Below are 24,278 nucleotides of genomic sequence, written 5' to 3' on the forward strand. Positions count from 1 at the left end.
TACCGGTCGGGACCGGGCCTCCGGAGCGGCGCCTCCACGCGCCACGCTCATCGTGCAACCCGTCAAGGATGCCATACGCCAGTACGGCGCCCTCGACCGGGGTGGGGTGCGGGGTGGCCGGCGTTCCGACCACCCCGCGTCCTCACTTGCTGATCTTGGTGACCTGGCCGGCGCCCACGGTACGACCACCCTCGCGGATGGCGAACTGCAGGCCCTCCTCCATGGCGATCGGCTGGATCAGCTGAACGCTCATGCCGGTGTTGTCACCCGGCATGACCATCTCGGTGCCCTGCGGCAGGGTCACGACGCCGGTCACGTCGGTCGTCCGGAAGTAGAACTGCGGACGGTAGTTGTTGAAGAACGGGGTGTGACGGCCGCCCTCGTCCTTGCCCAGGATGTACACCTGGCCCTCGAACTCGGTGTGCGGGGTGATCGAACCCGTCTTCACGACGACCTGGCCGCGCTCGACGTCGTCCCGCTTGATGCCGCGGAGCAGCAGGCCGACGTTCTCGCCGGCACGCCCCTCGTCGAGGATCTTGCGGAACATCTCGACACCGGTGACCGTGGTCTTGGTCGACTTCGGCCGGATGCCGACGATCTCGACCTCCTCGTTCACCTTCACGATGCCGCGCTCGACGCGGCCGGTGACGACCGTGCCACGACCGGTGATCGTGAAGACGTCCTCGACCGGCATCAGGAACGGCTTCTCGATGTCGCGCTCCGGCTCCGGGATCGCGTCGTCGACCGCATCCATCAACGAGACGATGGCGTTCGCCCACTCGTCGTCGCCCTCGAGCGCCTTCAGCGCCGAGACGCGCACGATCGGGAGGTCGTCGCCCGGGTAGTCCTGCTCGGAGAGGAGCTCGCGGACCTCCATCTCGACGAGCTCCATGATCTCCTCGTCGTCGACCATGTCGGCCTTGTTCAGCGCGACGACGATGTAGGGCACGCCGACCTGACGCGCGAGCAGCACGTGCTCACGGGTCTGGGGCATCGGGCCGTCGGTCGCGGCGACCACCAGGATCGCGCCGTCCATCTGGGCGGCACCGGTGATCATGTTCTTCACGTAGTCGGCGTGCCCGGGGCAGTCGACGTGCGCGTAGTGCCGCTTCTCGGTCTGGTACTCGACGTGCGCGATGGAGATCGTGATACCGCGCTGGCGCTCCTCCGGCGCCTTGTCGATCATGTCGAATGCCGAAGCATCGTTGAGGTTCGGGAACTTGTCGTGCAGAACCTTGGTGATGGCCGCCGTCAGCGTGGTCTTGCCGTGGTCGATGTGACCAATGGTGCCGATGTTGACGTGCGGCTTGTTCCGCTCGAACTTCGCCTTCGCCACTGCAGGGTCCTCCTGGACTGAGTTTTCTTGTCCGCCGTGCTGACGGCAGGTCTGGGAATGCTCCGGTTCGAAGGGAGCGGGCCGCGGACCCTACAGGTCCGCGGCACGCGCCTCTTACTCGCCCGTCTCCTTCGCGATGATCTCCTTCGCCACGTTGGCCGGAACCTCCGCGTACGAGTCGAACACCATCGTGTAGTTCGCCCGGCCCTGGGTCCGCGACCGCAGGTCGCCGACGTAGCCGAACATCTCGGACAGCGGCACGAGCGCCTTCACGACGCGAGCGCCTGCCCGCTCCTCCATGGCCTGGACCTGGCCGCGGCGGGAGTTCAGATCGCCGATCACATCGCCCATGTAGTCCTCGGGCGTCGTGACCTCGACCGCCATCATGGGCTCGAGGATGGCGGGCTTCGCCTTGTGGGCCGCCTCCTTGAACGCCATCGAGCCGGCCACCTTGAACGCCATCTCGGACGAGTCGACCTCGTGGTACTGGCCGTCCGTCAGGGTGCACTTGACACCGACCACGGGGTAGCCCGCGAGGATGCCGTACTGCATGGCGTCCTGGACACCGGCGTCCACCGACGGGATGTACTCCCGGGGGATGCGGCCACCGGTGACCTTGTTCTCGAACTCGTACAGCGCACCGTCGCCCCCGGTGAGGGGCTCCAGGTTCATGATGACCCGGGCGAACTGGCCCGAACCACCGGTCTGCTTCTTGTGCGTGTACTCGAACTTGATGACCGGCTGCTTGATGGTCTCCCGGTAGGCGACCTGCGGCTTGCCGATGTTGGCCTCGACCTTGAAGTCGCTCTTCATCCGGTTGACGAGCACCTCGAGGTGCAGCTCGCCCATGCCCGCCAGGATGGTCTGGCCGGTCTCGTCGTCCAGGGACACCTGGAACGTCGGGTCCTCCTCGGCGAGCCGCTGGATCGCCGTGGAGAGCTTCTCCTGGTCGGCCTTCGACTTCGGCTCGACCGCTACCTGGATGACCGGTTCCGGGAAGGTCATCGACTCGAGCACGATCGGGTTCTGCGGGTCGCAGAGCGTCTCGCCGGTGGTCGTGTCCTTCATGCCGACGATCGCGTAGATGTGCCCGGCCATCGCCTCGTCGACCGGGTTCTCCTTGTTGGAGTGCATCTGGAAGATCTTCCCGATGCGCTCCTTGCGGTCCTTGGTCGAGTTCATGATCTGCGCGCCCTGCGCGACCCGCCCGGAGTAGACCCGGACGTAGGTGAGCTTGCCGTAGAACGGGTGCGCGGAGATCTTGAACGCCAGGGCGGCGAACGGCTCGTCCTTGGCCGGCTTGCGGCTGGCCGGGGTCTCCCCGTCGGTCAGGAAGCCCTCGACCGGCGGCAGGTCGTACGGCGACGGCAGGTACTCGATCACCGCGTCCAGCATCGGCTGGACACCCTTGTTCTTGAACGCCGAGCCGCACAGGACCGGGTAGGCGGCGCGGTTGGTCACCAGCGCGCGGATCCCGGCCTTGATCTGGTCGACGGTGAGCTCCTCACCGCCGAAGTAGGCCTCCATCAGGGCGTCGTCGGTCTCCGCGACGGCCTCGATGAGCTGGGTCCGGTACTCCTGGGCCCGGTCCACGAGGTCGGCCGGGATCTCCTCGACCGCGTAGTCCTCGCCCTTCTTGACCTCGCCGCGCCAGGTCAGCGCCCGCATCTGGACCAGATCGACGACGCCGATGAAGTCGCTCTCGGTGCCGATCGGCAGCTGCAGCGGCAGCGGGGTGGCGTTCAGCCGGTCCTTGATGGTCTGGACCGTGAAGTAGAAGTCCGCGCCCAGCTTGTCCATCTTGTTGACGAAGCAGATCCGCGGGACGTCGTACTTGCTCGCCTGCCGCCAGACCTGCTCGGACTGGGGCTCCACGCCTTCCTTGCCGTCGAAGACCGCGACGGCGCCGTCGAGCACCCGCAGGTTGCGCTCCACCTCGACGGTGAAGTCGACGTGCCCGGGGGTGTCGATGATGTTGATCTGGTGGTTGTCCCAGAAGCAGGTCGTCGCGGCCGACGTGATCGTGATGCCGCGCTTCTGCTCCTCCTCCATCCAGTCCATGGTGGCGGCGCCGTCGTGCACCTCACCGAGCTTGTAGTTGATCCCGGTGTAGTACAGGATCCGCTCGGTCGTGGTGGTCTTACCGGCGTCGATGTGGGCCATGATGCCGATGTTGCGGACCTTCGTGAGGTCCGTCAGCACGTCCTGTGCTGCCACTGCTCAGCTCTCCCTCGATCGCGAGATGGCACCCGACGGTCGGCCGGTCACCAGCGGTAGTGGGCGAAGGCGCGGTTCGACTCCGCCATCTTGTGGATGTCCTCGCGCCGCTTGACGCTGGCACCCAGGCCGTTGCTGGCGTCGAGCAGCTCGTTCATCAGGCGGTCGACCATGGTCTTCTCCCGGCGCTGCCCGGAGTAGGTGACCAGCCAGCGCAGGCCCAGGGTGGTCTGCCGGGATGCGCGCACCTCGACCGGGACCTGGTAGGTCGCGCCACCGACCCGGCGGCTGCGGACCTCGAGGGCCGGCTTCACGTTGTCCAGCGCACGCTTCAGCGTGACGACCGGGTCGGTGCCGGTCTTGTCGCGGGTGCCCTCGAGCGCGGCGTAGACGATCCGCTCGGCCAGCGAGCGCTTACCGTCCTTGAGAACCTTGTTCACCAGCTGCGTGACCAGCGGCGAGCCGTAGACCGGGTCCGAGACCAACGGACGCTTCGGGGCGGGGCCCTTGCGGGGCATCAGCTCTTCTCCTTCTTCGCGCCGTAGCGGCTACGGGACTGCTTGCGGTTCTTCACGCCCTGGGTGTCCAGCGAGCCGCGGATCACCTTGTAGCGCACGCCCGGGAGGTCCTTCACACGGCCGCCGCGCACCAGCACGATGGAGTGCTCCTGCAGGTTGTGGCCCTCACCCGGGATGTACGCGGTCACCTCGATGCCGCTCGACAGCCGGACGCGGGCGACCTTGCGCAGCGCGGAGTTGGGCTTCTTCGGGGTGGTCGTGTACACGCGGGTGCAGACCCCGCGGCGCTGGGGGCTGCCCTTGAGCGCTGCGGTCTTGGTCTTCGCGACCTTGTCCTCGCGGCCCTTGCGGACCAGCTGCTGGATCGTGGGCATGAACCGTCTACTTCTTCCCGTCGACGTGGCTCGACTGTGTCGCTGTAGTCGCTGTCTCGTGTTCAAGTCCGGGGTTCGGGCGCCGGCATGGCCACTGGCTCCACCGCCGTCGCGCCGAACCCCGAGGTCGGGCGTGTCGCCCCGGCACGCCGGAGCGGGAAACCCCGCCGAGGCTTTCGGGACGTCCGCCGTGCCCTTCACCGGACCGCCTCACGACCCGTCCGGCGAGCGCCGGGACCCTGACGGGTCCCCGACCACGATCCTGCCGTGTGGGTCCGGGCGCTACGAAGCACGCGGATTGGCCCGACCGAGGTCGGGCGCAAGGCATAAGAGTACTCGGCCCTCTGAGAGACGGTCAAAGCGGGTCCGTTCGGGGCCCCACCTGCGGGACTTCCGGGGGCTGCGGAAGTCCTCTGCGATCCTCCGGGACCCGCCGTGGCGGCATCCGGAGGAGACCTGCTGGTCCCGACACTGCCGTACGACGAGGCGTGAGGCAAGGCGACTCACCCGCTCGTCGCAGATCGGCGTCCGCTCGTCGCGGTCGGCCGGGGTTGGGCGACGTCGTGCACCGGACGGGCTCCGGCCGGTGGTTACCGTCCGGTATGCACCTGCCGACGGCGGTCAACCGCCTCGCCACCCGGGCGCTCGTCGCGCCGCTGCTGTCCTCGACCCTACCCCTCCCGTTCCGCCGCCGTGGGCTCGACCTCGTCGGGGCCGGGCTGCCGCTCCCCCGCGGCACCCGGCGGGCCCGGGGCGAGCTCGGCGGGGTGCCCACCGAGGTGCTGGCCCCGCCCGGCCCGTTCGGCCCGCACCGGGTCCTGTACCTGCACGGGGGCGGGTACCTGGTCGGGTCGTCCGCCTCGCACCGCCCGCTGCTCGCCGGGCTGGCGCACGCCACCGGCACGCCGGTGCACGCCCCGGCCTACCGGCTCGCCCCGGAACACCCGTTCCCGGCCGGGCTGGACGACGCCCTGGCCGCGTGGCGCGCGCTGCGGGCGGCCGGCCACCCGGCCCGGCGGATCGCGCTCGCCGGTGACTCGGCCGGCGGCGGGCTGGCACTGGCGTTGCTGCTGCGGCTGCGCGCCGAAGGCGAGGACCTGCCGGGCGCGATCGGGCTGATCTCCCCGTGGGTGGACCTCTCGTGCACCGCGGACGCGCTGTCCCGCAACGCCGCGAGCGACGCGATGCTCGACCCGGCCTGGCTCGCGGCGGCGGTCGCCGACTACGCACCCGACGGCACCGGCGCGCCCGAGCTGCGCCCGCTGGACGCCGACCTGTCCGGGCTGCCGCCGCTGCACGTGGTCGCCGGCGCGGACGAGGTGCTGGTCGACGACGCCGACGCGCTCGTCGAGCGGGCCCGGGCCGCCGGCACCCCGGTCAGCTACCACCGGGCCGAGGGCATGTGGCACGCGTTCCCGACGCTGGCCGGGTCGCTCGCCGAGGCCGACGACGCGCTGCGCGCCCTGGGCCTGGCCCTGCGGGCCGCCTGCGCCCGCTGATCCCGGCCGCACCCGGTCCGTCCGGCCGCGTTCCCCGCCGAGATGCGGTTCAGCGGGGGTCCTCGATCTCCAGGGCCCGCTGAGCTGCATCTCGGCGGGAAAGTCAGCGCGCGGGGGCGGCCCGGCGGCGCTGGGGGCGAACGCACGAACGGGGCCGGTCACCGCCACGGGAGAGCGGTGTCCGGCCCCGTCCGGGACCCTCCGGGCCGTCCCGGGCCCACCGTCGCGGGCCCGGGACGTGTCGCGACGACGCCTAGCGGTAGTCGCGCCCGAAGTCGTAGTCGTCCAGCGGCACCGCGGCACCGGTGCCCGTGCCGAACACGTCGGGGCCGTAGTAGCCGTCGTCGTAGCTCGGCAGCGCGTAGGCGGCCGCGCGGGCCTCCTCGGTCGGCTGGACCTGGATGTTGCGGTACCGGTTGATGCCGGTACCGGCCGGGATCAGCTTGCCGATGATCACGTTCTCCTTCAGCCCGACGAGCTTGTCGCGCTTTCCGTTGATCGCGGCATCGGTGAGGATCCGGGTGGTCTCCTGGAACGAGGCCGCGGACAGCCACGACTCCGTCGCCAGCGAGGCCTTCGTGATCCCCATCAGCACCGGGCGACCGGAGGCCGGCTCGTGCCCCTCGGCGACGACCCGGCGGTTCTCCGACTCGAACTCGCCCCGCTCGGCCAGCGCGCCGGGCAGGAACTCGGTCGCGCCCGAGTCGATGATCGTCACCCGGCGCAGCATCTGCCGGACGATCACCTCGATGTGCTTGTCGTGGATGTCCACGCTCTGCGTGCGGTAGACCTTCTGCACCTCACGCGTGAGGAACAGCTGCACCTCGCGCGGGCCCATGACGCGCAGCACCTCGTGCGGGTCGGCGGTGCCCTCCAGGAGCAGCTGCCCGACGTGCACGTGGTCGCCGTCGGCCAGCGGCCGCTCGACGCCGTCGACCGAGGTCATCCCGAGCCACTGCCGCTTGGACAGCTTCTCGTAGACGATTTCCTCGCCGCCGTCGTCCGGAACCAGCGTGATCTTCCAGAAGCGGTCGCCGTCCTCGATCCGGATCCGGCCGTCGACGTCGGCGATCGGCGCCTTGCCGCGCGGGACCCGGGCCTCGAAGAGCTCGGTGACACGCGGCAGACCGGTCGTGATGTCGTCGCCGGCCACGCCGCCGATGTGGAAGGTACGCATCGTCAGCTGGGTGCCCGGCTCACCGATGGACTGCGCGGCCACGATGCCGACGGCCTCGCCGACGTCCACCAGCTGGCCGGTGGCCATCGAGCGACCGTAGCAGCGCCCGCAGATGCCGGTGGCCGAGGCGCAGGTCAGCGCCGAGCGCACCCGGATCTGCCGGATGCCGGCCTCGACCAGCGCGTCCAGCGCCGGGTCGCCGAGGTCGTCGCCCTTGCCGACGATCACCGTGCCGTCCGGCGCCGTGACGTCCTCGGCGGAGGACCGGGCGTACACCGAGGTACGCAGGTAGCGGTGCGGGATCAGCCGCCCGTCGCTGGTCTCCTCGGTGACCGGCATGGTGACCGCGCGCTCGGTGCCGCAGTCGACCTCCCGGACGATGACGTCCTGCGAGACGTCGACCAGGCGGCGGGTCAGGTAGCCCGAGTCGGCGGTCCGCAGGGCGGTGTCCGCCAGACCCTTCCGGGTGCCGTGCGTGGAGATGAAGTACTCCAGCACCGACAGGCCCTCGCGGAAGTTCGACTTGATCGGCCGCGGGATGTACTCGCCCTTGGGGTTGGCCACCAGGCCCTTCATGCCCGCCAGCTGGCGGACCTGGGCCATGTTCCCGGCGGCACCGGACTGCACGATCGTCGGGATCGGGTTCTCCTGGGGGAAGTTCTCCTCCATGGACCGCGCGACCTCCTCGGAGGCCTGCGACCAGATCTTGACCATCTCGTCGTTGCGTTCCTGGTGCGACAGGGCACCGCGCTGGTAGCGCTTGTTGATCTGGTCGGCCTTGGCCTCGTACGAGTCGAGGATCTCCTGCTTGTTCGGCGGGACCACGACGTCGTCGATCGCGAGGGTCACGCCCGAGCGGGTCGCCCAGTAGAAGCCGGCGTCCTTGAGCCGGTCCAGCACCTGCGCGACCTCGGTCATCGAGTACCGCTCGGCCAGGTCGTTGATGATCATCGCCTGGCGCTTCTTCGGCAGCGGCTCGTTGATGAACGGGTAGTCCGCCGGGAGCAGCTCGTTGAACAGCACCCGGCCCAGGGTCGTCTCGGCCCGCCAGACGCCGTCCTCGGACACCGCCTCGGCCGGCGCCCCGGGGGTCGGGGTCACGTCCGGGAGCCGGATCTTGATCGGCGCCTGCAGGTGCAGCACCTTGCGGTCGTAGGCCATGATCGCCTCGGCCGAGGAGCCGTAGTAGTTGCCGTTGCCCTCGGCCTCGTCGCGCTGCCGGGTCAGGTGGAACAGACCCGTCACCATGTCCAGGCGGGGCATCGCCAGCGGCCGGCCGGACGCCGGGGACAGGATGTTGTTCGACGACAGCATCAGGACCCGGGCCTCGGACTGCGCCTCGGCCGACAGCGGCAGGTGCACCGCCATCTGGTCACCGTCGAAGTCCGCGTTGAACGCCTCGCAGACCAGCGGGTGCAGCTGGATGGCCTTGCCCTCCACCAGCTGCGGCTCGAAGGCCTGGATGCCGAGGCGGTGCAGCGTCGGTGCCCGGTTCAGCAGCACCGGGTGCTCGGAGATGACCTCCTCGAGCACGTCCCACACCTGCGAACGGCCGCGCTCGACCATCCGCTTGGCCGACTTGATGTTCTGCGCGTGGTTGAGATCCACCAGGCGCTTCATCACGAACGGCTTGAACAGCTCCAGGGCCATCTGCTTGGGCAGGCCGCACTGGTGCAGCTGCAGCTGCGGGCCGACGACGATGACCGAGCGGCCCGAGTAGTCGACGCGCTTGCCGAGCAGGTTCTGGCGGAACCGGCCCTGCTTGCCCTTCAGCAGGTCGGACAGGGACTTGAGCGGGCGGTTGCCGGGTCCCGTAACAGGGCGGCCTCGACGGCCGTTGTCGAACAGCGCGTCGACGGACTCCTGCAGCATCCGCTTCTCGTTGTTGACGATGATCTCGGGCGCGCCGAGGTCGATCAGTCGCTTGAGGCGGTTGTTGCGGTTGATGACCCGGCGGTACAGGTCGTTCAGGTCCGACGTGGCGAACCGGCCGCCGTCGAGCTGCACCATCGGGCGCAGGTCCGGCGGGATGACCGGCACGCAGTCGAGCACCATGCCCATCGGCGAGTTGCCGGTGGACTGGAACGCCGCGACGACCTTGAGCCGCTTGAGCGCGCGCAGCTTCTTCTGGCCCTTGCCGGACCGGATGATCTCGCGCAGCTTCTCGGCCTCGGCCTCGATGTCGAAGTTCTCCAGCAGCTTCTGGATCGCCTCGGCACCCATGGCGCCGGTGAAGTAGTCGCCGTAGCGGTCGTACAGCTCGCGGTAGATCGACTCGTCCGAGATCAGCTGCTGCACGTCGAGCTTGGTGAAGGTGTTCCAGATCTCCTCGAGCCGGTCCAGGTCACGCTGGGCCCGTTCCCGGAGCTGGCGCATCTCCCGTTCGCCGCCGTCCTTGACCTTGCGGCGCACGTCGCCCTTGGCGCCCTCGGCCTCGAGCTCGGCGATGTCCTGCTCGAGCTTCTGGGCGCGGGCCTCCAGGTCGGCGTCGCGGGTCTGCTCGATCCGCTTGCGCTCCACGCTCATCTCGTTCTCGAGCGTGGACATGTCGTTGTGCCGCAGCTCGGTGTTCACCGAGGTGATCACGTACGCCGCGAAGTAGATGATCTTCTCGAGGTCCTTGGGGGCCAGGTCGAGCAGGTAGCCCAGCCGGCTCGGGACGCCCTTGAAGTACCAGATGTGGGTGACCGGGGCGGCCAGCTCGATGTGGCCCATCCGCTCACGGCGCACCTTGGCGCGGGTGACCTCCACGCCGCAGCGCTCGCAGATGATGCCCTTGAAGCGGACGCGCTTGTACTTGCCGCAGTAGCACTCCCAGTCCCGGGTCGGACCGAAGATCTTCTCGCAGAAGAGCCCGTCCTTCTCCGGCTTCAGGGTGCGGTAGTTGATGGTCTCCGGCTTCTTGACCTCGCCGTGCGACCACTGGCGGATGCCCTCGGCGGTGGCCAGGCCGATGCGCAGTTCGTCGAAGAAGTTGACGTCGAGCACGTATGTCCTCTAATCCCGTTAGAAGCGGTTCAGCTAGTTGCTTTTCGGGGGGTCGTCGGGGGGCGGAGCCCCCCGACTCTCAATTGACGACGTCGTCGACGGTCATCGACTCCGAGCCCGGACGACTGGACAGGTTGATGCCCAGATTCGCCGCGGCCCGCTCGAGGTCCTCGTCGTCGGCGTCCCGCATCTCGATCGCCGCACCGTCGCTGGAGAGCACCTCGACGTTCAGGCACAGCGACTGCAGCTCCTTGAGCAGCACCTTGAACGACTCGGGGATCCCCGGCTCCGGGATGTTCTCGCCCTTGACGATCGCCTCGTAGACCTTGACCCGGCCCACGACGTCGTCGGACTTGATCGTCAGCAGCTCCTGCAGGGTGTAGGCCGCGCCGTAGGCCTGCATCGCCCAGCACTCCATCTCGCCGAAGCGCTGACCACCGAACTGCGCCTTACCGCCCAGCGGCTGCTGGGTGATCATCGAGTACGGGCCGGTCGACCGGGCGTGGATCTTGTCGTCCACCAGGTGGGCCAGCTTCAGGATGTACATGTAGCCGACCGCGACCGGGAACGGGTACGGCTCGCCCGAGCGCCCGTCCAGCAGCTGCGCCTTGCCGTCCGCCTTGACCATCCGCTCGCCGTCCCGGTTCGGCAGGGTGCTGCCGAGCAGGCCGGTGATCTCGTTCTCCCGGGCACCGTCGAACACCGGGGTGGCGGTCTTGGTGTCGGCGGAGACCGAGTACAGCTCCTCGGGAATCTGGGACGCCCAGTCCGGCTCGCCCTCGATCTCCCAGCCGGTCTTGGCGATCCACCCGAGGTGGGTCTCCAGGATCTGGCCGATGTTCATCCGGCGCGGCACACCGTGGGTGTTCAGGATGATGTCGAGCGGCGTGCCGTCCTCGAGGAACGGCATGTCCTCGACCGGCAGGATCTTGCCGATGACGCCCTTGTTGCCGTGCCGGCCGGCGAGCTTGTCGCCGTCCGAGATCTTCCGCTTCTGGGCCACGTAGACGCGGACCAGCTCGTTCACGCCGGGGGCCAGCTCGTCGTCGTCGTCCCGGGAGAACACCCGGATGCCGATGACCTTGCCGTTCTCGCCGTGCGGCACCTTCAGCGAGGTATCGCGCACCTCGCGCGCCTTCTCACCGAAGATCGCGCGCAGCAGCCGCTCCTCCGGGGTCAGCTCGGTCTCGCCCTTCGGCGTCACCTTGCCGACCAGGATGTCGCCGGGCTGGACCTCGGCACCGATCCGGATGATGCCGCGCTCGTCGAGGTCGGCGAGCACGTCCTCGGAGACGTTCGGGATGTCCCGGGTGATCTCCTCGGCGCCCAGCTTGGTGTCCCGGGCGTCGACCTCGTGCTCCTCGATGTGGATCGACGTCAGCACGTCGTCCTGCACCAGGCGCTGCGAGAGGATGATCGCGTCCTCGTAGTTGTGCCCCTCCCACGGCATGATGCCGACCAGGAGGTTCTTGCCCAGCGCCATCTCGCCGTTCTCGGTGCACGGCCCGTCGGCGAGCACCTGGCCCACCTCGACCCGGGCGCCCTCGTCGACGATCGGCTTGTGGTTGTTGCAGGTGCCCTGGTTGGAGCGGCGGAACTTGTTGAGGCGGTAGGTCTCGCGCTGCCCCTCGTCGTCCATCACCGTGATGTAGTCGGCGCACAGCTCCTCGACCACACCGGCCCGCTGGGCCACCACGACGTCACCCGCGTCGACCGCGGCGCGCAGCTCCATGCCGGTGCCGACCAGCGGCGACTCGGAGCGCAGCAGCGGCACCGACTGGCGCTGCATGTTCGCGCCCATCAGCGCGCGGTTCGCGTCGTCGTGCTCCAGGAACGGGATCATCGCGGTCGCGACCGACACCATCTGACGCGGCGAGACGTCCATGTACTCGACCCCGGACGGCGAGATCAGGTCGACCTCGCCACCCTTGCGGCGCACCAGGATCCGGTCCTCGGCGAAGGAGCCGTCCGCGTTCAGCCGGGCGTTCGCCTGTGCGACGACGAACCGGTCCTCCTCGTCCGCGGTCAGGTAGTCGATCTGCTCGGTGACGACACCCTCGGTGACCTTGCGGTACGGGGTCTCGATGAAGCCGAACGGGTTGACCCGCGCGAACGACGACAGCGACCCGATCAGGCCGATGTTCGGGCCCTCCGGGGTCTCGATCGGGCACATCCGGCCGTAGTGCGACGGGTGCACGTCCCGGACCTCCATGCCGGCCCGCTCCCGGGACAGGCCGCCCGGGCCGAGCGCCGACAGGCGGCGCTTGTGGGTCAGGCCGGCGAGGGGGTTGTGCTGGTCCATGAACTGGGACAGCTGCGAGGTGCCGAAGAACTCCCGGATCGCGGCCGTGATCGGCCGGGTGTTGATCAGGGTCTGCGGCGTGATGGCCTCGACGTCCTGCGTGGTCATCCGCTCGCGGACGACGCGCTCGGTGCGGGACAGGCCGACCCGGACCTGGTTCTGGATCAGCTCACCGACGGTGCGCAGACGCCGGTTGCCGAAGTGGTCGATGTCGTCGGTCTCGACCGGGATCTCGACGGCCGCGTCCCCCGAGCCGACCGTCATCGCGGTCTCGCCGGCGTGCAGCCGCACGAGGTACTCGATGGTGGTGGCGACGTCGTCCTCGGTCAGCGTGCCGATCGTGGTGTCGACGTCCAGGCCCAGCTTCTTGTTGGCCTTGTAGCGCCCGACCTTGGCCATGTCGTAGCGCTTGTCCTTGAAGAACAGGTTCTCCAGCAGGGCCTGGGCGCTCTCCCGGGTCGGCGGCTCGCCGGGGCGCAGCTTGCGGTAGATGTCGAGCAGCGCCTCGTCCTGACCCGCGGTGTTGTCCTTCTCCAGCGTGGTCATGATCGTCTCGGAGAACCCGAAGCGCTCGCCGATCTGCTCGGCGGTCCAGCCCAGTGCCTTCAGCAGGACGGTCACCGGCTGGCGGCGCTTGCGGTCGATCCGGACGCCGACGGTGTCCCGCTTGTCGACGTCGAACTCCAGCCACGCACCCCGGCTCGGGATGAGCTTGACCGAGTAGACGTCCTTCTCCGTCGTCTTGTCGATCGAGTGGTCGAAGTACACCCCCGGCGACCGCACGAGCTGCGACACGACGACGCGCTCGGTGCCGTTGATGATGAACGTGCCCTTGTCGGTCATCACCGGGAACTCACCCATGAAGACCGTCTGGGACTTGATCTCGCCGGTGGTGTTGTTCGTGAACTCCGCCGTGACGAACAGCGGGGCACCGTAGGTCATGTCCTTGTCCCGGCACTCCTCGACCGAGGCCTTGACCTCGTCGAAGCGGGGGTCGGAGAAGGACAGCGACATCGAGCCGGAGAAGTCCTCGATCGGCGAGATCTCGGTGAGGATCTCCTCCAGCCCGCTGACCGGGAGCTCGTCCCCGGCGTCGATCCGCCGCTGGAACCACGGCTCGCTGCCGACCAGCCACTCGTAGGACTGGATCTGCAGATCCAGTAGATCCGGAACCTCCAGTGGCTCGGAGATCTTCGCGAAGGTGACCCGGTTGGGGGCGCCGGGGTAGTTCGGGTTTGCCGAAGCGGCGAGGGTCGAGGTGGTCGCGGCGGCGCGGGAGACAGCCAAGATGCGTCCTTCCGAGAACTGCGCTTCTCGTCTGGCGTACGCCGTTGGCGAGCGCTACCGTCGCCCTCGATCCGTACGGGGTCCCCCCGGATCGGCACCGGCAGCCGGCCACGTCGCACGCCGTCTGTTGTCATGCACTGAACGGCGCGCCCGGACCACGTACCCGGCTCCGCCGGACCCTCTCCGACGGCCCACCCGCGAGGACACCTCCCCGGAGGCCGGCCCGGATACTTCCCGGTAGCAGGCACGCAATGCTGGACGCAGACAGCGCAAAGAATGACTATAGACGCTGCGAGCGCAGCTGTCGAGACAGGTCGCCGATTCCAGCATTCAGGCAACCACCGTTGCCCAAGGGTGACCTCCCCGGCGCACCGAGTCAAGTCCTTCCTCGTCGATGAACGGTCACTCCCCCGGGACGACCGGTCGTCCCGCGCCGTCCCGGTGCCGGTTGACACGGCCGCACCGCGCGCCAACGATCACCTCGCGGATCGCGAGACCCGCCGACGACGACGTTGTGGAGGACGAGGATGTCCGACGGTAGTGCCGTGCCCGCCGTGCGCGGGGCCGACCCGATCCCGATCCGCTAGACCACGGGAGACGCAGACATGGCCTATGCCGACCGCCCGTGGCTGACCCGGTACGCCGAGGGCCAGCCGCACGACATCGTCCCGGACTTCACCGACGCGCTGTCGATGTTCACCGACGCGGCCGCGCGCAACCCCGACGGGGACGCGCTGCGCTACTTCGACGGCCGGATCACCTACCGCGAGCTGGACCGGCTGACCGACGCCCTGGCCGTCGGGCTGCGCGACGCCGGGTTCGCCCCCGGCGACCGGCTGGCGATGTACCTGCAGAACGTGCCGCAGTTCGTGATCGGCCTGGTCGGTACCTGGAAGGCCGGCGGGATCGCGGTGTCGATCAACCCGATGAACCGGGAGCGCGAGCTGGAACTGCTGCTCGACGACTCCGGCGCGACGGCGCTGCTCTGCCTGGAGGGCCTCTACGCCGACGTCGCGGCGTCGGTGCTGCCGCGGACCGCGGTCCGCACGGTGCTCACCACCTCCGAGCGGGACTTCCAGGGCCGCGACGACCCGCGGGCCTTCCCGGCCGGACGACGTCCGGACCTCGGCGGCATGGAGCCCGGCGGCGCCGACGTCACCGACCTGGTCGCGCTGCTCGAGCGGTTCCGCGGCGCGACGCCGCCGCCGGTGTCGTTCGACGCAGGCGACACCGCGTTCCTGACCTACACCTCCGGCACCACCGGCCCGCCCAAGGGCGCGATGAACACGCACGGCAACGTGGTGTTCAACAGCCAGGCCTACGCCGCGTGGTGCAGCCTCGGCCGCCACGACGTGCTGCTCGGCATCGCACCGCTGTTCCACATCACCGGCCTGATCGGGCACGTCACGCTGGCCCAGTACCTGGCCGCGCCGCTGGTGCTGTTCCACCGGTTCGAGCCCGCACTCGGGATCGACGTGATCCGCGAGGAGCGCCCGACCTTCACCGTCGGCGCGATCACCGTGTTCATCGCGCTGATGAACGCGCCGAACGCCGATCGGGACGCGCTGGCGAGCCTCACCACGATCACCTCCGGCGGGGCGCCGATCCCGCCGTCCACGGTGACCGCGTTCCACGACATGTTCGGCATCTGGATCCACAACATCTACGGCCTGACCGAGACGACCTCGCCGTCGCACGGCACCCCGATCGGCACCCAGGGCCCGGTCGACCCCGCGTCCGGGGCGCTCTCGGTCGGCGTCCCGATCTACAACACGGTGGTCCGGATCCTGGACGACGACGGCGGCGAGCTGCCGCCCGGCGAGGTCGGCGAGATCTGCACCAGCGGCCCGCAGGTCGTGGCCGGCTACTGGAACAAGCCGGAGGAGACCGCGAACGGCCTGCTCCGGGATCCGACACGGCCGCCCGAGCTGCACACCGGCGATGTCGGGTACATGGACGCCGAGGGCTGGTTCTACATCGTCGACCGGAAGAAGGACCAGATCAACGCGGGCGGCTACAAGGTCTGGCCGCGCGAGGTGGAGGACGTGCTCTACGAGCACGAGGCGGTACGGGAGGCCGCCGTCGTCGGGGTGCCCGACGAGTACCGCGGGGAGACGGTGAAGGCCTTCGTGTCGCTCAAGGGCGGGGCCGGCACCACCCCGGACGAGCTCATCGCGTTCGCCAAGGAGCGGATGGCGGCCTACAAGTACCCGCGACAGGTGGAGATCCTGGACGAGGTGCCGAAGACGGTCACCGGCAAGGTGCTGCGCCGCGAGCTCCGGGGCCGCACCCGGGACTGACCGCTCCGGAAACACCCCCGGAGACACCGAAGGGCGGGACCCCCGACCGGGGATCCCGCCCTTCGGCGCTGCTGGTGGGCCGTACGGGCCCGGCTCAGCGGGCCAGGGTCACTTGATGGTGACCGAGGCGCCGGCCTCCTCCAGCTTGGCCTTGGCCGCGTCGGCGGCCTCCTTGTTGACGGCCTCGAGCAGCGCCTTCGGGGCCGACTCGACGAGGTCCTTGGCCTCCTTCAGGCCCAGGCCCGAGACGACCTCGCGGACGACCTTGATGACCTGGATCTTCTTGTCGCCCGCGGAGTCGATGACGACGTCGAACTCGTCCTGCTCCTCCTCGACCGGGGCGGCCTCGCCGCCGGCGGCCGGGGCACCCGCGGCCGCGACGGCGACCGGGGCGGCGGCGGTGACGTCGAAGGTCTCCTCGAACTTCTTCACGAAGTCCGACAGCTCGATGAGCGTGAGCTCCTTGAAGGCGTCGAGCAGCTCGTCGGTGGACAGCTTCGCCATGGTGGCGGTCCCTTCTCTACGGAAAGACGGTGGGTGGTGGTGATCAGCTCTCGGCGGAGTCGCCGTCGGCCGGAGCGGACTCGGCCGGGGCGGGCTCGCCGCCGTCGGCCTGCTTGTCGGCCAGCGCCTGGGCCATCCGCGCGACCTGGGAGGCCGGCTGGTTGAACAGGCTCGCGGCCTTCGACAGGTTCGCCTTCATGGCGCCCGCCAGCTGGGCCAGCAGGACCTCGCGGGACTCGAGGTCCGCGAGCTGCTCGATCTCGGACGTGGACAGGGCGCGCCCGTCCATGTACCCGCCCTTGATCTTCAGGCCGGGGTTCTCCCTGGCGAACTTCTTGATCGCCTTCGCCGCGTCGACGGGCTCGCCGTCGACGAAGGCGATGGCGGTCGGGCCGGCGAGCAGGTCGTCCAGACCCTGCACCCCGGCGTCCGCAGCCGCGCGCTTGACGAGGGTGTTCTTGGCGACGCGGAACTTCGCGGCCTCACCCAGGTCCCAGCGCAGCTGGGTCAGCTTGGCCACGCTGAGCCCGCGGTACTCGGTGACCACCGACGCGGACGAGTCGCGGAACCGGTTGGCGATCTCGTCGACCGCCGAAACCTTGTCGGCACGTGCCATCGCTGCCCTCCTCTCGGGTGGTTGCTACCGGCGCCTCGGCTGTTGCCTCGGCGATGTTGCAGTGGTGCGCCACCGCTTCTCGCAGACCCCGGGAACGACGAACGCCCCGTGCGCAGGGCACGGGGCGTGAACGGCAGCGGGACGCGTGTGGGCGCCCGGCCGGGCCTCGTCCTCCTGCGCGGGTCGCCCGGAGAACTCCGGGACCTTCGTGCACCCGGGGCCGTGCAGAACACGGAACCGGACGCAGACCTGCGGTCTTCGGTGGATCGGCGACCACGATACGCCTGTGCCCCGCGCACCCCGGCGCGGGGGTGGGCGGGGCGCGGGCGGCGGGTGCTCCCGGGCCCGACCGGAATCAGGCCGGGATCAGGCCGGGATCAGGCCGGCGTCATGCTCGCGATCTTCCAACGACCGTCGAGGTACTCCGCCTCGACCCGCAGCCGGGCCGCGGCCGACCCCTCCTGCGGGGCGCCGCCGTCGGCCTGCCGGCGGATCACCTGGTTCACGAACAGGTAGACCGAGGCCCGGTCGCCCTGCACGCTCTGCACCGCGGACTTCGGGATCGTCGCGGTGACCACGGCCTGCTGCTGCGGCGCGAGCTCCCGGACGCTGCCGAAGATCCGCTCGAACTCGGGCGCGAAGGCCGGGGTGATCACCGCGCGGGCATCGGCCTCGGCCTGTTCGAGCCGGGTGTGGTCGAACGAGTAGACCTTCGTGACCGCCTCGCCGATCTGCTCGTTGATCTGCGCGGTGGCCCCGACGTCGGTGAGCGCGGCGTTGGCCGAGGCGCCGGTGAACTCGGCGCGGTACCAGGAGACGCCGAAGAACACCGCAGCCGCGGTGAGCAGCACCGTCACCGCGAGCAGCGCAGCGGTCCCGGCCCGGGAGGCGGGCGCGGGCGGCAGCCGGAACCGGCGGCGCGCACCCGCGGAGCCGTGCTCGTCGGCGTCCTGCTTCCCGGCGTCCTCCTCCCCGGCGTCGTCCTCCCCGAAGTCGGACGGGGCGCTGCCGGATGCCGAGCCGTCGGACGGGCCGGCACGGCCCGGGCGGTCGTCGTCCGCGGCGCCGGAACGGACCGGCTTCGCCGCGGGCGCGGCGCCCGTCACGTCGTTCCCGGTCTCCGCGGACGCCGCGGCACGCTCGTCGACGGCGACGCCGCCGGTGCGGGACTGCTCGGTGGCCTCGGTGCCCTCGTCATCGGCGTGGCCGGTGCGGGGGCGCCCGGCGACCTGGGGCTTACGGATTCCGCCGGTCGGCCGGCGGCGCGGGGTGGACATCTGCGGTGACCTCCTGGGTGGGTCGACCTGGGGGCGAGCGGCCGGGACTCCGGCCGCGGGGGCGGTCCGTGCGTCCGGCTCAGCCACCGCCGCCGGGGGTCAGCAGGGGCTCCAGGGCGTCGACCTTCCAGCCCTCGTCGGTGCGGGTCATCCCGGCCTCGATCCGCTGCCGGGTGACGGCAGGCTCCTGCCCCTCTGGGGTGACGGTGACGTCCACCCCGAGCAGCACCCGGGCGGTGCCCGCCCGCGGGTCGACCTCGGAGACCGCCGCGTCGCTGACCGCCGCGGTGGTGGTCCGCTTCTGCTGGGTGACCAGGTCGGCGTAGGCGTCCCGGTTCTTCACGAACTCGTCGCGGACCGACCCGCTGGAGGACTGGATCCACAGGTCCAGGCCACGCTGGGCGTCCTTGTGGTCGAGCGTGTTCAGGTTGATCACGGCCTGCCGGGCGTCCTGCAGGGCCTCGTCGCGGGCCTGGGCGACCTGCACCGAGTCGCTGTTGAGCGCGAACAGCCACAGCGCCCCGAGCAGCAGGGCGAGCACGGCGGCCAGCACGGCGGCGATCGGCAGGATCCGGGCGAGCCGGCCCGGGGCACCGGGCCCGCTGTCCGGCTCCTCCGGCCCGGGGCCGTCGGAGGCGGCCGGGCGTTCGTCGAGGGTCGCGTTCATGGGGAGCGTTCCTCCTCCCGGCTGCGGGGGCACAGCCGCTCGGCGGCTGCGGCGGCCGCAGCCGGTGAACCGCCCGGGGAACGCCGGCCGCGGTCGCGGCCACGCCTCCCCCGGTCGTCGTACCGGTCGCACCCGCAGTTCGGGCACGGCCGTCGTGCCGGTCGCGCCCGTGTCGACGCGACCACAGGGCTCACCCGCCCATCAGGATCTGGGCGGCGTCTCCGACCAGGCCCGGTGTCGCGACCCGCTCGCCGGCGGTGGAGCCGGGCGAGCCCGCCGCGGGCGGCGGGGCCGGGGTGTCCCCCGCGTCCGCAGGCGGCATCGGGGTCGCCGCCCGCGGCACATTCTGCATACCGCGGACGGCGGTTCCGGTGCCGGGGGGCTCGGCGCAGGCGGCCGCGGAGTTCACCGGCGTCTCGGCGACGTCCTGGCCCGGCCGGTTGACCGTGCCCTCGTAGCCGCGGGTGCAGACCGGTGGGTCGGCGATGTTGACGACCAGGCCGAGGTGCGCGGTCCCGTCGCCCGGCACCACCTTCGGCGCCAGCGCGACCAGGCCCGGGTAGGTCACCAACAGCTGGCGGAACCCGGCCTGGCGCGGTTCCAGCACGTCGCTGACCGTGCGCAGGTTCGCCACCGACTCGCCGAGCCCGGGACCGCTCTCCCGGAGCAGCCCGCTGACCTCGTCGCCGGCCCGGGGGCCGTCGTCGATGATCCGGCGGATGTCCGGGTCGGACTGCGCGAGCTGCTCGGTCACCTCACGCAGCCCCCGGCTGAACTCCTGGAACTGCGGTGCCACGTCGTTCTGCGTGGCCAGCACGGGCCGGGCGTCCTCGATCAGCGCGGTGGTCTGCGGCAGCGCGTCGGTCGCGGCCTGAGTGAACTGGCCGGTGGTGTCGAGCAGCTGCTGCAACGGCTGCGCGGTTCCCGCGAAGCCCTGACCCAGCTCGTCGACGACGGTGCGCAGCGAGTCCAGCGGGACGGTGGAGACGAACCGGTCCAGGTCGACCAGCAGGGTCTGGACCTGCACCGGGGTCTGGGTCCGTTCCTGCGGGATGACCGATCCCGCGGCGAGCGTCTCGCCGCCGGGGCCGACCGGCTGCAGGTCGACGTACTGCTCGCCGATCGGCGACAGGTTCCCGACGACGGCCCGGGTGTCCGCGGGGATCTCCGGGGCGCCGTTGTCGATGTCCAGCTGGACGTCGACGCCGGCGTCGGTCAGCGTCAGCGGCCCCACCCGCCCGACGCTGACGCCGCGGTAGGTCACGTCGGCGCCGGAGAAGATGCCGCCGGACTCGGCCAGCTGCACGGTCACCGGGTAGCTGGTCGCCCCGAAGACCCGGTCCAGCCCGGCGTAGCGGAAGCCGGCGTAGCCGACCCCGAGCAGCGTCACCACCAGCAGCGCGATGAGCTGCCAGCGCACGGTGCGGGTGATCACGATCCACCTCCGAAGAGTCCGCCGAGCAGCCCGCCGCGCCCACCGGACTGCTCCGGCGTCGAGGACGGTTCGGGGGTCTCGGTCGCGTCCGGTGTGGCGGTGGCGCCCTCGGGGGCCTGCGGTGCGGGCGTCGGGGCCGGGGTCGCGGTCTCCGGGCCGAGCAGCGGCAGCTGCGGCACCCCGGGGGCCTGCGGGGCCGGCTCGTTCGGCGCGCCACCGCCGAGCAGCGGCGCGAGCAGCTGCCCGGTGGGGGGCAGCTGCAGCAGCTGGGTCGGGTCCAGCGGGAGACCGAGCTGGTTGCTGCGCAGGACGTTGTCCAGCACCGACCGCAGGTCCAGGTCGGCCTTGATGTAGAGGTTCGCGTAGTCGCCGGCGACCGCGTCGGTGGAGGCGTCGGTGAACGGGATCGTCAGCAGCAGCTGCAGCGAGTTCGGCAGGTCCTGGCCGGAGTCGGCCAGGTTGCGCAGGACCGGCCGCAGCGCCTCCAGATCGGCGATCAGGTCGTCCCGGGACCGGTTGACCACGTTGGTGGCGACCCCGGAGAGCCGGTCGAGGGCCTGCAGCATGCCGACCAGCTGGGTCCGCTGGGACTCCAGCTCACGCAGCCCGGGGCTGATGTCGTTCAGCGCGGTCCGGATCTGCGGGCGCCGCTCGACGAGCGTGGCGGAGAGCCGGTTCAGCCCGTCGAGCGCCCGGTTGATGTCGTCCTTGGAGTCGTCCAGCGAGCCGACCAGCTGGTCCAGGTTGCCCAGCAGCTCGCGCACCTGCGGCTCCCGGCCGGACAGCGCGTTGTTCAGCTCGGTCGAGATCGTCCGGATCTGCGCGACGCCGCCGCCGTTGAGCAGCATCGACAGCGCCCCGAGGACCTCCTCGACCTCGGCCGCGCGCCCGGTGCTCTGCAGCCCGATCGTCCCGGCCCGGGCCAGCGAGCCCTCGGCCGGTACGCCCTGTGGCGAGGCCAGCTCGACGAACTTCTCGCCGAGCAGCGACGTGGACCGGACCCGCGCCGTCGAGTTCGCCGGCAGCTCGACGTCCCGGTTCACCTGCACCGTGACCTGCGCGTTCCAGCTCTGCGGCGCGACCGTCACGGTCTCGACCGTGCCGACCGGGACGTCGCCGACCCGGACGATCGACTGCGGGACCAGGTCCACCACGTCCGGGAACTCGATCTGCACCGAGTACGGGTCGTCACCGAGGTTCGCGCCACCGGGCAGCGACACCCCGCGCAGGCCGCCGTCCAGCGTGCCGCACCCGGCCGCCGACACCGCGACGGTGGTGAGCAGCGCGGCCACCCGCGCCGTCCGGCCGGTCATGAGCCACCTCCGAACAGGCCGCCGAGGAGACCGCCGCCGCTCTCGCGCTCCGGCGTGGCCGGGGTCGAGGAGGGCGCCGGGGTGGCCGGCGTCGAGGACCCGGCGTCCGGGGCCGGGGCAGGTGCTCCCGGCGCGGGCGCGGCCGGGGCCTGCGGGGCCGGGGTGCCGGGGGCACGCAGCTGCGAGCCGGGGTCGGTCAGCGAGAGCGGCGAGCCGGGCATCAGGTTCGGCGCCACCGGGCTCGAGGGCGCACCGCCCGACGAGAGCTGGCCGACGATGTCGGTCACCGACGGCAACGGCACCGCGCCGTCCAGGACCGGGGCCAGGCCGTCACAGATCGGCGCGATCGCCGCGTCCGGCGCGGGCAGCGGGCCCTCCTGCGGCCGGCTGCGCAGCAGCTCGCACACCGCCAGCACCGGCGGGTAGGCCAGCTCGTTCAGGTTCGCCCGGGTGTCCAGCGTCTCCGAGGAACCGTTGTAGATGTTGGCCAGGTTGTTCAGCGCGGCCGGGGCGAGGTCCGCCACCTCGGCCAGCGCCTGCTGGTGGTCGACGATCTCCTGGCTCACCCCGGCCAGCTTGTCCACGTTGGAGTTCAGCGTGTCCCGGTTGTCCCGCACGAAGCTCGCGACGTCGCCGAGGGCGTAGGAGAGCTCGTTCAGCGAGCCACCGAGCTCCTCGCGCTGGCCGGCCAGGAAGCCGGTGACGTCGGCGAGCCTGCCGTTCAGCTCACGCACGCCCGCGTCGTTCTCGCGCAGCGTGCCGACGAACTTCTGCAGCTCGGTGATGGTGCCGAAGAGGTCCTTGCTGGACCCGTTCAGCGTCGCGGAGAGGCCGCCCAGGTTACGGACGGTGTCGTTGAGCGCGCGGCCGTTGCCGTCCAGGTTCTGCGCGCCGACGTCGAGCACGTCGCTCAGCGCGCCGGTGGAGTTGGCTCCTTCCGGACCGAGCGCGCGGGACAGCTCGCTCGCCGTCCGGCTCAGGTCGTCCACCCCGAGCGGCACCGCGGTGCGCTCGACCGGGATCTCCTGGCCGGCCCACTCCGGTCCGCCGGTCCAGGGCGGAGTCAGCTGGACGTAGCGGCCGGTGACCAGGCTCGGCGAGACCACCGCGGCCCGCAGATCGGCCGGGAACCGCACGTCGTCATCGGTGACGGTCATGTCGACCCGCACCCGGTCGCCCTGCGGCGTGATCCGGTCGATCTTGCCGACGGGCACGCCGAGCACGCGCACGTCGTTGTCCGGGAACAGCCCCGCGGCACTGGTGAAGTACGCGGTGACCGGTCGCCCGCCACCGGTGGTGATCAGCCAGAACCCGGAGGCCAGCAGCACCGCCACGATGGCGATCAGCGCTCCGAGCTGGAGCAGGCGGCGGTCGTGCGCCCAGCTGCCCATCAGCAGTCACCCCCCAGCGGCGAGGTGGCCGGCGGGAGCAGGCCACAGGCGTAGTTGTCGAACCAGCGGCCGGAACCGAGTGCGTTGCCGAACACGCGGATGAAGACCGCTTCCTTGTCCAGGATCTCGCCGAGGTTGTCGCGGTTCTGCTCGAGCACGGCGAGCACCTTGTCCAGCGTCTCCAGGGTCGGGCGGAGCTGCTCCTGGTTGTCCGCGACCAGCCCGCGCAGCTGGATCGACAGCTTCTGCACGCCGTCCAGCAGGTTCGCGATGGCGTCCTTGCGCTTCTGCAGCTCGCCGAGCAGCTTGTTGCCGTCCTCGATCAGCTTGACGACGTCACCGCGCCGCTCGGCCAGCGTGCCGGACAGCTGCCGGGTGTTCGCCAGCAGCTGCTTGAGCTCGCCGTCCCGGCTGGAGATCGTGTTCGACAACCGGGACAGGCCGTCGAGCGCCCCGCGGATCTCCGGCGGGGTGTCCCGGAAGGTGTCGGACAGCGTGTCCAGGCTGGTCGCGAGCTGGTCGGTGTCGAGCTGGTCGATCGTGCCGGACAGCCCGTTGAACGCGTCGACGACGTCGAACGGGGACTTGGTGCGGTCCCGCCCGATCGCCTGGTCCGGGTCCTGCTCGCCGTCCCCGCGCGGGTCCAGCGCCAGGTACTTCGCCCCCAGCAGGGTGGCGATCTCGATCGACGCGGTCGTCCGGTTGCCCACCCAGGCGTCGGTCACCGTGAACTCGACGAGCACGTGGTCGCCATCGAGCTCGACGCTGGAGACCCGGCCCGCCTCGACCCCGGCCACGGTGACCCGGTCGTCGGCCTGCAGGCCGGCGCCCTCCGGGAACTCGGCCTCGTAGGTCGTCGCGCCGGAGAACAACGTCTCGAAGTTGAACGCCGCCAGGGTCAGGGCCACGATCGTCACGATCGCGACCGTGGCCAGCATCACCGGTCGCCTCTCACCGGCCCGTGCCATCAGTTGCCTCCCGGCTGGAGCGGGGCGGTGGGGTCGGAGCTCGAGTCGGCCGGACCCGCCTGCCCGAGCGGGTTCAGCAGCCGCTCGGCGGACTCCGACGTCGGTTCCC

At 70.7% G+C, this 24,278-nt stretch carries 16 protein-coding genes; 2 read left to right on the forward strand and 14 right to left on the reverse strand.

What is annotated here, in order from left to right:
* Positions 1-142: 142 nt before the first annotated feature.
* From tuf to rpsL, 4 genes are all read right to left on the reverse strand, one after another.
* A complete protein-coding gene (tuf, locus tag ACLFMI_RS08950; RefSeq protein WP_410947278.1) occupies positions 143-1,336 on the reverse strand; it encodes an elongation factor Tu in 1,194 nt (397 codons plus the stop codon).
* A 114-nt stretch (positions 1,337-1,450) separates the two neighbouring features.
* Positions 1,451-3,553 carry an elongation factor G gene (gene fusA, locus ACLFMI_RS08955; RefSeq protein WP_410947279.1) on the reverse strand — a complete coding sequence of 701 codons (2,103 nt, stop codon included), beginning with the start codon at positions 3,551-3,553 and terminating at the stop codon, positions 1,451-1,453.
* A gap of 47 nt (positions 3,554-3,600) precedes the next feature.
* Positions 3,601-4,071, reverse strand: a complete 471-nt coding sequence (rpsG, locus tag ACLFMI_RS08960) for a 30S ribosomal protein S7 (RefSeq protein ID WP_410947280.1) — start codon at positions 4,069-4,071, stop codon at positions 3,601-3,603.
* Positions 4,071-4,445 (reverse strand): 30S ribosomal protein S12, encoded by a 375-nt coding sequence (gene rpsL / locus ACLFMI_RS08965; RefSeq protein WP_010232377.1) that lies wholly within the window; start codon positions 4,443-4,445, stop codon positions 4,071-4,073. The genes rpsG and rpsL overlap by 1 nt, the downstream gene beginning before the upstream one ends.
* Positions 4,446-5,047: 602 nt before the next feature.
* On the opposite strand from rpsL, the gene ACLFMI_RS08970 reads away from it, so the two are divergent.
* Positions 5,048-5,944, forward strand: a complete 897-nt coding sequence (locus ACLFMI_RS08970; RefSeq protein ID WP_410947281.1) for an alpha/beta hydrolase fold domain-containing protein — start codon at positions 5,048-5,050, stop codon at positions 5,942-5,944.
* A 253-nt stretch (positions 5,945-6,197) separates the two neighbouring features.
* On the opposite strand, the gene ACLFMI_RS08975 is transcribed toward ACLFMI_RS08970, so the two are convergent.
* A complete protein-coding gene (locus ACLFMI_RS08975; RefSeq protein ID WP_410947282.1) occupies positions 6,198-10,109 on the reverse strand; it encodes a DNA-directed RNA polymerase subunit beta' in 3,912 nt (1,303 codons plus the stop codon).
* Positions 10,110-10,188: 79 nt separating this feature from the next.
* Positions 10,189-13,698: a DNA-directed RNA polymerase subunit beta gene (gene rpoB / locus ACLFMI_RS08980; protein WP_410947283.1), complete on the reverse strand. Its 3,510-nt coding sequence runs from the start codon at positions 13,696-13,698 to the stop codon at positions 10,189-10,191.
* A gap of 605 nt (positions 13,699-14,303) precedes the next feature.
* On the opposite strand from rpoB, the gene ACLFMI_RS08985 reads away from it, so the two are divergent.
* Positions 14,304-15,998: an AMP-binding protein gene (locus ACLFMI_RS08985; RefSeq protein WP_410947284.1), complete on the forward strand. Its 1,695-nt coding sequence runs from the start codon at positions 14,304-14,306 to the stop codon at positions 15,996-15,998.
* 108 nt (positions 15,999-16,106) lie between these two features.
* Here ACLFMI_RS08985 and rplL read toward each other — a convergent pair whose 3' ends face one another.
* The 8 genes from rplL to ACLFMI_RS09025 form a co-directional block, all read right to left on the reverse strand.
* The gene (rplL, locus tag ACLFMI_RS08990; protein ID WP_410947285.1) at positions 16,107-16,502 is read right to left on the reverse strand and encodes a 50S ribosomal protein L7/L12; all 396 of its coding nucleotides are present in this window, start codon (positions 16,500-16,502) and stop codon (positions 16,107-16,109) included.
* A gap of 43 nt (positions 16,503-16,545) precedes the next feature.
* On the reverse strand, positions 16,546-17,118 hold the full coding sequence (gene rplJ, locus ACLFMI_RS08995) for a 50S ribosomal protein L10 (protein ID WP_410947286.1): 573 nt from the start codon (positions 17,116-17,118) through the stop codon (positions 16,546-16,548).
* 377 nt (positions 17,119-17,495) lie between these two features.
* Positions 17,496-18,395, reverse strand: a complete 900-nt coding sequence (locus tag ACLFMI_RS09000) for a hypothetical protein (RefSeq protein ID WP_410947287.1) — start codon at positions 18,393-18,395, stop codon at positions 17,496-17,498.
* A 79-nt stretch (positions 18,396-18,474) separates the two neighbouring features.
* Positions 18,475-19,062 (reverse strand): hypothetical protein, encoded by a 588-nt coding sequence (locus ACLFMI_RS09005; protein WP_410947288.1) that lies wholly within the window; start codon positions 19,060-19,062, stop codon positions 18,475-18,477.
* Between the two features lie 190 nt (positions 19,063-19,252).
* Positions 19,253-20,497: an MCE family protein gene (locus tag ACLFMI_RS09010; protein ID WP_410947289.1), complete on the reverse strand. Its 1,245-nt coding sequence runs from the start codon at positions 20,495-20,497 to the stop codon at positions 19,253-19,255.
* On the reverse strand, positions 20,494-21,810 hold the full coding sequence (locus ACLFMI_RS09015) for an MCE family protein (RefSeq protein ID WP_410947290.1): 1,317 nt from the start codon (positions 21,808-21,810) through the stop codon (positions 20,494-20,496). Before ACLFMI_RS09015 ends, ACLFMI_RS09010 begins: the two co-directional genes overlap by 4 nt.
* Positions 21,807-23,201, reverse strand: coding sequence for an MCE family protein (locus ACLFMI_RS09020; RefSeq protein WP_410947291.1), 1,395 nt, complete (start codon positions 23,199-23,201; stop codon positions 21,807-21,809). The genes ACLFMI_RS09015 and ACLFMI_RS09020 overlap by 4 nt, the downstream gene beginning before the upstream one ends.
* Positions 23,201-24,169 carry an MCE family protein gene (locus ACLFMI_RS09025; protein ID WP_410947292.1) on the reverse strand — a complete coding sequence of 323 codons (969 nt, stop codon included), beginning with the start codon at positions 24,167-24,169 and terminating at the stop codon, positions 23,201-23,203. The genes ACLFMI_RS09020 and ACLFMI_RS09025 overlap by 1 nt, the downstream gene beginning before the upstream one ends.
* Positions 24,170-24,278: the final 109 nt, after the last annotated feature.

Origin of the sequence: Pseudonocardia nantongensis (genome assembly GCF_046546495.1) — a bacterium.
In the GTDB taxonomy this organism is placed as follows: domain Bacteria; phylum Actinomycetota; class Actinomycetes; order Mycobacteriales; family Pseudonocardiaceae; genus Pseudonocardia; species Pseudonocardia nantongensis.